Consider the following 6,562-nt stretch of genomic DNA (forward strand, 5'->3'; position numbering starts at 1 on the left):
GTTTGAAGAGCCGGAAGGTGTGTTCGATGTCGAAGCGTCGCAGGAATGCCTGCCAGAGCAGGTCGACGGTGGTTTCGGTGGCGTCGGTGCCCGACCACCACAGCCAGACCGGCTTCGGTGTCGCGCCGCTGGGCAGGTGCTCTACCTGCGGACGGATCACGGTGCCCTCGATGACCGGCAGGGCACCCAGTTCGGCGGTCCAGGCCGAGCGGTGGGTCAGTCTCGGGTGGAGCCGGCGGGCGGGGGTACTGCTCCGGTGGACGAGCGGGCGGTGATCACGGCCGAGCGGGTGCACGTGGCGGTATCTGCCGCAGTCGTTCGGTATCTCGCCCGCCACTGCGCACCGCCGGTTCACCGCGTGGACCGAGGCCGGGCTGTGGCGCAGGCTGCACCGGGCGGTGCTGGACGAGCTTGGTGCCAGGGGCGATCTGGACTGGACGTCCGCGATCGCGGATGCTGCGTCGGTGCGGGCGAAGGGGGGCGCTGACCGGGCCGAATCCGGTCGATCGCGGCAGGAAGGGTCAGCTCACCCGCGCGATCAGCCACCTCCGACGCGCCCTGACCGACCAGATGGAACGGATCTACATGCTGGAGCGCGCCGCCGGCGCCCGCGCAGCCAAGGAAGCCCGCGGCCTGCCGACGGGGCGTCCGGCGAAGCTGAACGCGACCACCCGAGCCGGGGCAGCTCAGCGGATCAAGGACGGCGCGATCCCCGAGCAGGTCGCCGCCGAGCTCGGCGTCAGCCGCTCCACGCTGTACCGGGAGCTGCGCAAACACCGCGAGGGCGCCATCGTTGAACAAGTCGGACGGGAAGGCTGACCAGCGCTCCAAGCCAGATCCCAGCAGGTCAGCGATATCCGTTGTTCTTGCGGCGGTTACTACGGGGACCCCAGTAGGGGGTGCGTTCAGAGCGTTTTTGATCTTCCGGCGGTTGGCGTGGGCGAGCTGGAAGACGAGCAGAACGGTCTGGGCGGCGAGGCCGCGGATGCGGCCCGATGCCTCGATGGCTTCCGCGAGGGGGTTTTTCGCGTAGCCGTTGTAGCCCTCGACACTGTTGCGGAGGCGGAAGTAGACCTTCTGCCATTGCTCGTCTCCCCGTACTCCAGAGCCTGCCAGTGCTTGGCACCGGCTTCCGGGGCGATGGTGAGGCTCCGCTGGCGGCAGACCTTCACGGGGCCGGCGGGGCTGGGCTCGGGGTCGACGAGCGGGAGGTAGATGCCGCGGCTGAGGCTGCGCGGCTTGAGGAGGCACTGCCCCTTGCCGGCTTCGGCGGGACACATCATGCGCTGGTGGCCTTGCGGGTCCTCGTTCTCCTTGGGTACAAGGCGGAAAGCTTTGCGGGCGGCGATCAGTTTGGTCCAGGTCTCACGGTCGATGCGCTCGGCGTAGAGGTCCTTCGTCGCGTCGATGAGGGGCTGGGGCATGGAGGGGCAGTACCAGGTGCCTTCGACGAGGATCGCGCCGGTGATCTGGGTGGCGCACCAGCGCGGGGAGGACGCCGCGAGGCAGCGACCGGTCCCCTGTTCCGGTCGCGGCCTCGCTGGTGTGGGGATCGGTCATCGTCGGGTCAGCAGCAGCCACTGGTGGCGACAGGTTCGCCCGCGCCGGTGTCGGCGGCGGCCGGGGTGGCGCAGCAGGTGCTGCCTTCCTGTTTGGCCAGGGAGTTGGCGTCCGCCTTGACGACGTACACCTCCCAGGGTTCCTGGCCGGGGCCGTGGACCCAGACCTTGTCCTGGAGGGCGTAGCAACAGGTGGTGTCTTTCTCCTCGGCCGTGGCCAGGCCCGCATCGTTCAGGCGGGTGGTGGCGGCGTGCACGGCTTCGGTGGTATCGACCTCGACGCCGAGGTGATCCATGCGGGTGTCCTCTCCCGCGTTCCCTTCGATGAGGACGAGTTTGAGCGGGGGCTCTGCGATGGCGAAGTTGGCGTAGCCGTCGCGGAGCTTGGCGGGCTCGGTGCCGAAGAGCTTGGTGTAGAACGCGATCGACGCGGCGAGGTCGGGGACGCGGAGGGCGAGTTGTACGCGGGACATGGCGTGCCTCCTGCTAGAGGGGTGGGTGAGGGCTCAGCAGCCGCCGGAAGGTGCCGGGGCTCCTACGCCGATCTGGACAGTGGTGGGAGCGGCGCAACAGCCGCCGCCACCCTCGGACTCGGCCGCGTCGGGCTCGTCGAAGAGGCCCGCGCCGCCGCAGACTCCGGTCTCCGGAAGTGTCAGCTCGACGCGCTCCGCTGCCTCCTGGTCCCCGGCGAGGGCAGCCGCGATGGAGCGGACCTGCTCGTAGCCGGTCATGGCGAGGAACGTCGGTGCGCGGCCGTAGCTCTTCATGCCGACCAGGTAGACGCCCTGCTCCGGGTGGGACAGCTCCTTCACGCCGTGCGGGTAGACCGTTCCGCAGGAGTGCTGGTTGGGGTCGATCAGTGGGGCAAGCTCCGTCGGGGCCTGGAGTCGCTCGTCGAGGCTGAGGCGGAGCTCGGAGACGAAGGACAGGTCGGGGCGGAATCCGGTGAGGACGATGACCTCGTCGACCGGGTCGAGCCGGTGGCCGCCCTCGGCCACGAGCACAAGCCGGTCGTCGGCCTTCTCGACCACGCTGGTCCGGAAGCCGGTGGCAGCCGAGGCGTACCCCTCTTCCACTGCGGCCTTGGCCGCGAGGCCCAGAGCGCCGCGTGCGGGAAGCTCGTCGGCTTCGCCGCCGCCGAACGTGGAGCCGCCGATCCCACGCCGCAGAACCCACACCGCATGCGTTCCGGGCGCGTCCTTGGCGAGGTCGGCCAGGTAGGCGAGGGCCGTGAACGCGGAGGCGCCGGAGCCGATCACGGCGGTGCGCTTGCCGGCGTATCGGGCCCGTACAACCGGGTCCTTGAGGTCGGGTACGCGGTAGGAGATGCGGCCGGAGGCCGAACGCTCGCCCAGGGCGGGCAGGCCGTCGCCGCCGATCGGGCTGGGCGTGGACCACGTGCCGGAGGCGTCGATGACGGCGCGGGCGGTGATCCGCTCCTCCGAGCCGTCGGTGTTCAGGACATGGACGGTGAACGGCTGCTGCTCACGGTCGGCGTCCACGACCCGGTCGCGGCCCAGGCGCGATACACCGGTGACGCGAGCACCGAAGCGGACCTTGTCGCCCAGAACGTCGGCAAGCGGCTGGAGGTAGTCCGCGGCCCAGTCACCGCCCGAGGGGTACGTCGCACCATCGGGCGTGGTCCAGCCGGTCGGGGCGAGCAGCTTCTCGGCCGCCGGGTCGACGACCTCGGACCAAGTCGAAAACAGCCGCACGTGCGACCACTCACGGACGGCACTGCCCGCGTCGGCTCCAGCTTCCACTACCAGGGGCTCGATGCCGCGCTGCACCAGGTGGGCGGCGGCTGCCAGGCCGACCGGACCGGCGCCGATCACGACGACCGGAAGCTTCTGCTCGCTCATGACTGTTTCTCCTTGGTGACGGGCTGTGCGGGAGGCGGGTGTCGGTTCGGATCAGGGAGTGCGGCCGTACAGCGAGACCGAGAGCTCCACACGGTGGCGGTAGGCAACGGACCGGCAGGCGGGATCGCACACCTGCGAGCACGACTCGCAGAATTCGGTGTCCGGCGAGCGGTGCGCCGTGGGGCGGGATCCGACAGCGGTCAGGGCGGTCCGGATACGTGAAGCCATGGCAAGAACTCCCTGATTCGATGCCTGTCTATGCGTCGAGCCTCGCACTTGCATTGACTGTTGTCAACATAGACATGTGTCGAATTTGATGATCCCGCGCCGCCCGGGACCGCAGCGCGCCCTTCTCGGATCCAGGCTGCCGGCCGCCACGATCGGCGGCTTGGTTCGATGTGTGTCAACATAGACGTATGTCGAATGTGAAGGTGTTGCCGCTGCTGGAGCCGGACGTGGCTCCCTGCTGCCCGCCGCTGAACGAACGCCCCCTCACCGGAGAGGAAGCGGTACGCACCGCTGCGATGTTCAAGGCCCTGAGCGACCCGGTTCGCCTGCGGCTCTTCTCCGCCGTCGCCTCGCACGAGGGTGGCGAGGCATGCGTCTGCGACATCTCCGACGTCGGCGTCTCCCAGCCGACCGTTTCGCACCACCTGAAGAAGCTGAAGGAAGCGGGCCTGCTCACGTCCGAGCGGCGCGGCACCTGGGTGTACTACCGGGTCGAGCCGTCCGTGCTCGCCACCATGGGCCACATCCTGGGCAAGTACGCCGCCTGAACGGGCGACGGCAGCGCTCCCTGGTCTTCCGTGCGTGCATTTAATCGACTATCGTCGATAATCGATGAAGAGTACTGAGCGTGGACCGGAGCTGCTGAGCCACGAAGACGCCGTCACCTATGCCGACTGGTTCAAGGCGCTCGCCGACCCGATGCGTGTACGCGTACTGAACCTGCTGTCCGCCGAGCGGCGGCCGATGGCGGTCGGGGAGATCGTCGAGCGGCTCCCCATCGGGCAGTCGACGGTGTCGCACCATTTGAAGATCCTTGCCGAGGTCCGCTTCGTCCTCGCCGAGCGGCAGCGCACCTCGACGCGCTACACGGTCAACGCCGCCTGCCTGGAGTGCTTCCCGGCCGCGGTCCGGGCGATCCTGGGTCAGGAGGCGGACCATGCCTGCTGACGCACCGAAGATCGTGCCGCTGACTACTGTGGACGCCCAACAGGTCCTCGCCATCTACCAGTCGGGCATCGACGAAGGAAACGCCACCTTCGAGCACCAGGCTCCGACCTGGCCCGAGTTCGACGCCGCCAAGCTGCCCGAGCACCGGTTCATCGCCAAGGACCCGGATGACGGAAAGGTGCTGGGCTGGGTCGCCGCGTCCAAGGTCTCCGACCGCTGCGCGTACGCCGGAGTCGTCGAGCATTCGGTGTACGTACATCCGAGGGCACGCGGCAAGGGCATCGCCCGTGCCCTCCTCGACGCCCTCATCGATTCGACCGAAGCGGCCGGCATCTGGACGATCCAGTCCGGCATCTTCCCCGAGAACACGGCGAGCCTCGCCCTCCACGAGCGGGCCGGCTTCCGGGTGATCGGCACCCGAGATCGCATCGGCCGCCATCACGGCGTTTGGCGTGACGTCCTGCTCCTGGAGCGCCGAAGCTCTCAGGTCCTGTGATGCCTTCTAGAAACCCCTCTTGGGCTGCGGCAGGGTGGGGCCTGCAGCCGGCATGAGGCCCAGGAGTTCGGCGATCTCGCGGGTCGCGTCGCGCGCGGGGCGGCCGACGCCGATGAGGGTGGCGGAGGCGGGGCCGGTCCAGTCGCCGTAGCCGAGCAGGTGCAGGCGGGGCTCGTCGACAGCACGGGTGCCGACTGTCGGGATGTGGCCGAGTGAGCCACGCAGTCCGAGCGGGGCGAGGTGGGAGAGGGCAGGGCGAAAGCCGGTACACCAGATGACCGTGTCGGCCTCGGTCCTCGTACCGTCGGCCCATTCGATGCCGTCCGCGGTGAGGCGGGTGAACATCGGCTGAGTCTTGAGAAGCCCCGCATCCCGGGCCTCACGCACCGGCGGTACCGCGACGATGTCCCCGAGAGACGCGACCCCGCCGGTGTCGGTCGTCCCGGCGTCAAGTGCGCGGCGGCGGGCGGTTGCCGCGTCGAAGAGGTCCCGGCCGTCGATGTCGTCGGCGAGGAAACGGGCCGGGCGCTGTGTGACCCAGGTGAGTTCGGTGTCGTACGCGAGATCAGCGGCTATCTGGGCGCCGGAGTTGCCTCCGCCGACCACGACGACGCGCTGGCCGGCAAAGACGGCCGGGCTTCGGTACCCGACGGTGTGAAGTTGACGGCCACGGAAGTCGTCCCGGCCGGGTACAGCGGGCAGGAAGGGCCGCCACCACGTGCCGGTCGCGCTGAAAGCTGGTGGTTCGAGCGTCTGCCGGGCGGGACCGGTCTTTGACGAGAGGTCAAGGCCCCGGAACTACCGAGGTCTCCGCCCGGCAGGGCACAGGCGAGGCAGGGCCGGTCTGAGCAGAGGGATCCAAGCTTCGACCTCGCCTGGTGGCCCCTGCACTCACGCGCCTGGGTTCACCGATGACCTATTAGAACTACCGGTACTCCACCAACCACCAGGTCGTCATCGACGCGGACACCCGGCTGGTCGTCGCAGTCGGCCGTCCTTTGCCCGGCAACCGAAACGACTGCAAGGCAGGGAGCTGTCCGGTGCGAAGGCCGCCGTCGGCCAGACCACGGTCATCGCGGACGGCGGCTACCGGGGCACCGGTCTGGTCATCCCGCACCGTCGCGAACCCGGCCAGAACGAACTCGAGGCATGGAAAGAGGAACACAACACCTCACACCGCAAGGTCCGCGCCCGCGTCGAGCACGCCTTCGCCCGGATGAAGACCTGGAAGATCCTCCGCGACCGCCGCCTCAAAGGCGACGGCGTTCACCACGCCATGCTCGGCATCGCCCGCCTGCACAACCTCGCCCTCGCCAGGTGATAAAGGAACGAGCAGGTCAGCGAACACGTCGTAGATCATTTACGGGACAACGCTTACGAGCTCGTGCATGGTTAGCGGTGGCGCGTCGGGCCCTTGATCGTTGATCATGGACTGTGTGGTGGGGAACCGGGCACGTGCAGCGATCATC

8 protein-coding genes and 3 pseudogenes are annotated in these 6,562 nt (G+C 68.9%); 5 read left to right on the top strand and 6 right to left on the bottom strand.

The features are described from left to right. Positions 1–235, bottom strand: a pseudogene (locus ACFWSK_RS37095) (transposase); the annotation flags it as partial. A gap of 335 nt (positions 236–570) precedes the next feature. On the opposite strand from ACFWSK_RS37095, the gene ACFWSK_RS37100 reads away from it, so the two are divergent. Then, positions 571–819: a helix-turn-helix domain-containing protein gene (locus ACFWSK_RS37100; protein ID WP_383796432.1), complete on the top strand. Its 249-nt coding sequence runs from the start codon at positions 571–573 to the stop codon at positions 817–819. 86 nt (positions 820–905) lie between these two features. Here ACFWSK_RS37100 and ACFWSK_RS37105 read toward each other — a convergent pair whose 3' ends face one another. From ACFWSK_RS37105 to ACFWSK_RS37120, 4 genes are all read right to left on the bottom strand, one after another. Beyond that, positions 906–1,424, bottom strand: coding sequence for a hypothetical protein (locus ACFWSK_RS37105; protein ID WP_383796435.1), 519 nt, complete (start codon positions 1,422–1,424; stop codon positions 906–908). A gap of 143 nt (positions 1,425–1,567) precedes the next feature. Continuing rightward, a complete protein-coding gene (locus tag ACFWSK_RS37110; protein ID WP_383796438.1) occupies positions 1,568–2,032 on the bottom strand; it encodes an ArsI/CadI family heavy metal resistance metalloenzyme in 465 nt (154 codons plus the stop codon). 33 nt (positions 2,033–2,065) lie between these two features. Continuing rightward, positions 2,066–3,421 carry an NAD(P)-binding domain-containing protein gene (locus tag ACFWSK_RS37115; protein WP_383796441.1) on the bottom strand — a complete coding sequence of 452 codons (1,356 nt, stop codon included), beginning with the start codon at positions 3,419–3,421 and terminating at the stop codon, positions 2,066–2,068. Positions 3,422–3,472: 51 nt separating this feature from the next. Beyond that, positions 3,473–3,649 carry a hypothetical protein gene (locus ACFWSK_RS37120; RefSeq protein ID WP_383796443.1) on the bottom strand — a complete coding sequence of 59 codons (177 nt, stop codon included), beginning with the start codon at positions 3,647–3,649 and terminating at the stop codon, positions 3,473–3,475. Positions 3,650–3,837: 188 nt separating this feature from the next. Between ACFWSK_RS37120 and ACFWSK_RS37125 the strand changes: the two genes are divergently transcribed. The 3 genes from ACFWSK_RS37125 (at position 3,838) to ACFWSK_RS37135 (ending at position 5,093) form a co-directional block, all read left to right on the top strand. Then, a complete protein-coding gene (locus ACFWSK_RS37125; protein ID WP_383796446.1) occupies positions 3,838–4,197 on the top strand; it encodes an ArsR/SmtB family transcription factor in 360 nt (119 codons plus the stop codon). A 64-nt stretch (positions 4,198–4,261) separates the two neighbouring features. Next, the gene (locus ACFWSK_RS37130) at positions 4,262–4,597 is read left to right on the top strand and encodes an ArsR/SmtB family transcription factor (RefSeq protein WP_383796449.1); all 336 of its coding nucleotides are present in this window, start codon (positions 4,262–4,264) and stop codon (positions 4,595–4,597) included. Beyond that, positions 4,587–5,093, top strand: a complete 507-nt coding sequence (locus ACFWSK_RS37135) for a GNAT family N-acetyltransferase (RefSeq protein ID WP_383796452.1) — start codon at positions 4,587–4,589, stop codon at positions 5,091–5,093. Before ACFWSK_RS37130 ends, ACFWSK_RS37135 begins: the two co-directional genes overlap by 11 nt. A gap of 6 nt (positions 5,094–5,099) precedes the next feature. On the opposite strand, the pseudogene ACFWSK_RS37140 reads toward ACFWSK_RS37135, so the two are convergent. Continuing rightward, positions 5,100–5,825: pseudogene (locus ACFWSK_RS37140) on the bottom strand (SidA/IucD/PvdA family monooxygenase); the annotation flags it as partial. A 191-nt stretch (positions 5,826–6,016) separates the two neighbouring features. On the opposite strand from ACFWSK_RS37140, the pseudogene ACFWSK_RS37145 reads away from it, so the two are divergent. Further along, a pseudogene (locus ACFWSK_RS37145) lies at positions 6,017–6,414 on the top strand (transposase); the annotation flags it as partial. Positions 6,415–6,562: the final 148 nt, after the last annotated feature.

Origin of the sequence: Streptomyces sp. NPDC058620 (assembly GCF_042717135.1) — a bacterium.
Classification (GTDB): Bacteria; Actinomycetota; Actinomycetes; order Streptomycetales; family Streptomycetaceae; genus Streptomyces.

What these genes read in the sequence shown, in the direction of transcription:
- ACFWSK_RS37100 (WP_383796432.1), top strand. Translation starts at nt 571, where the DNA reads ATGGAACGGATCTACATGCTGGAGCGCGCCGCCGGCGCCCGCGCAGCC.
- ACFWSK_RS37105 (WP_383796435.1), bottom strand. Translation starts at nt 1,424, where the DNA reads ATGCCCCAGCCCCTCATCGACGCGACGAAGGACCTCTACGCCGAGCGC.
- ACFWSK_RS37110 (WP_383796438.1), bottom strand. Translation starts at nt 2,032, where the DNA reads ATGTCCCGCGTACAACTCGCCCTCCGCGTCCCCGACCTCGCCGCGTCG.
- ACFWSK_RS37115 (WP_383796441.1), bottom strand. Translation starts at nt 3,421, where the DNA reads ATGAGCGAGCAGAAGCTTCCGGTCGTCGTGATCGGCGCCGGTCCGGTC.
- ACFWSK_RS37120 (WP_383796443.1), bottom strand. Translation starts at nt 3,649, where the DNA reads ATGGCTTCACGTATCCGGACCGCCCTGACCGCTGTCGGATCCCGCCCC.
- ACFWSK_RS37125 (WP_383796446.1), top strand. Translation starts at nt 3,838, where the DNA reads ATGTCGAATGTGAAGGTGTTGCCGCTGCTGGAGCCGGACGTGGCTCCC.
- ACFWSK_RS37130 (WP_383796449.1), top strand. Translation starts at nt 4,262, where the DNA reads ATGAAGAGTACTGAGCGTGGACCGGAGCTGCTGAGCCACGAAGACGCC.
- ACFWSK_RS37135 (WP_383796452.1), top strand. Translation starts at nt 4,587, where the DNA reads ATGCCTGCTGACGCACCGAAGATCGTGCCGCTGACTACTGTGGACGCC.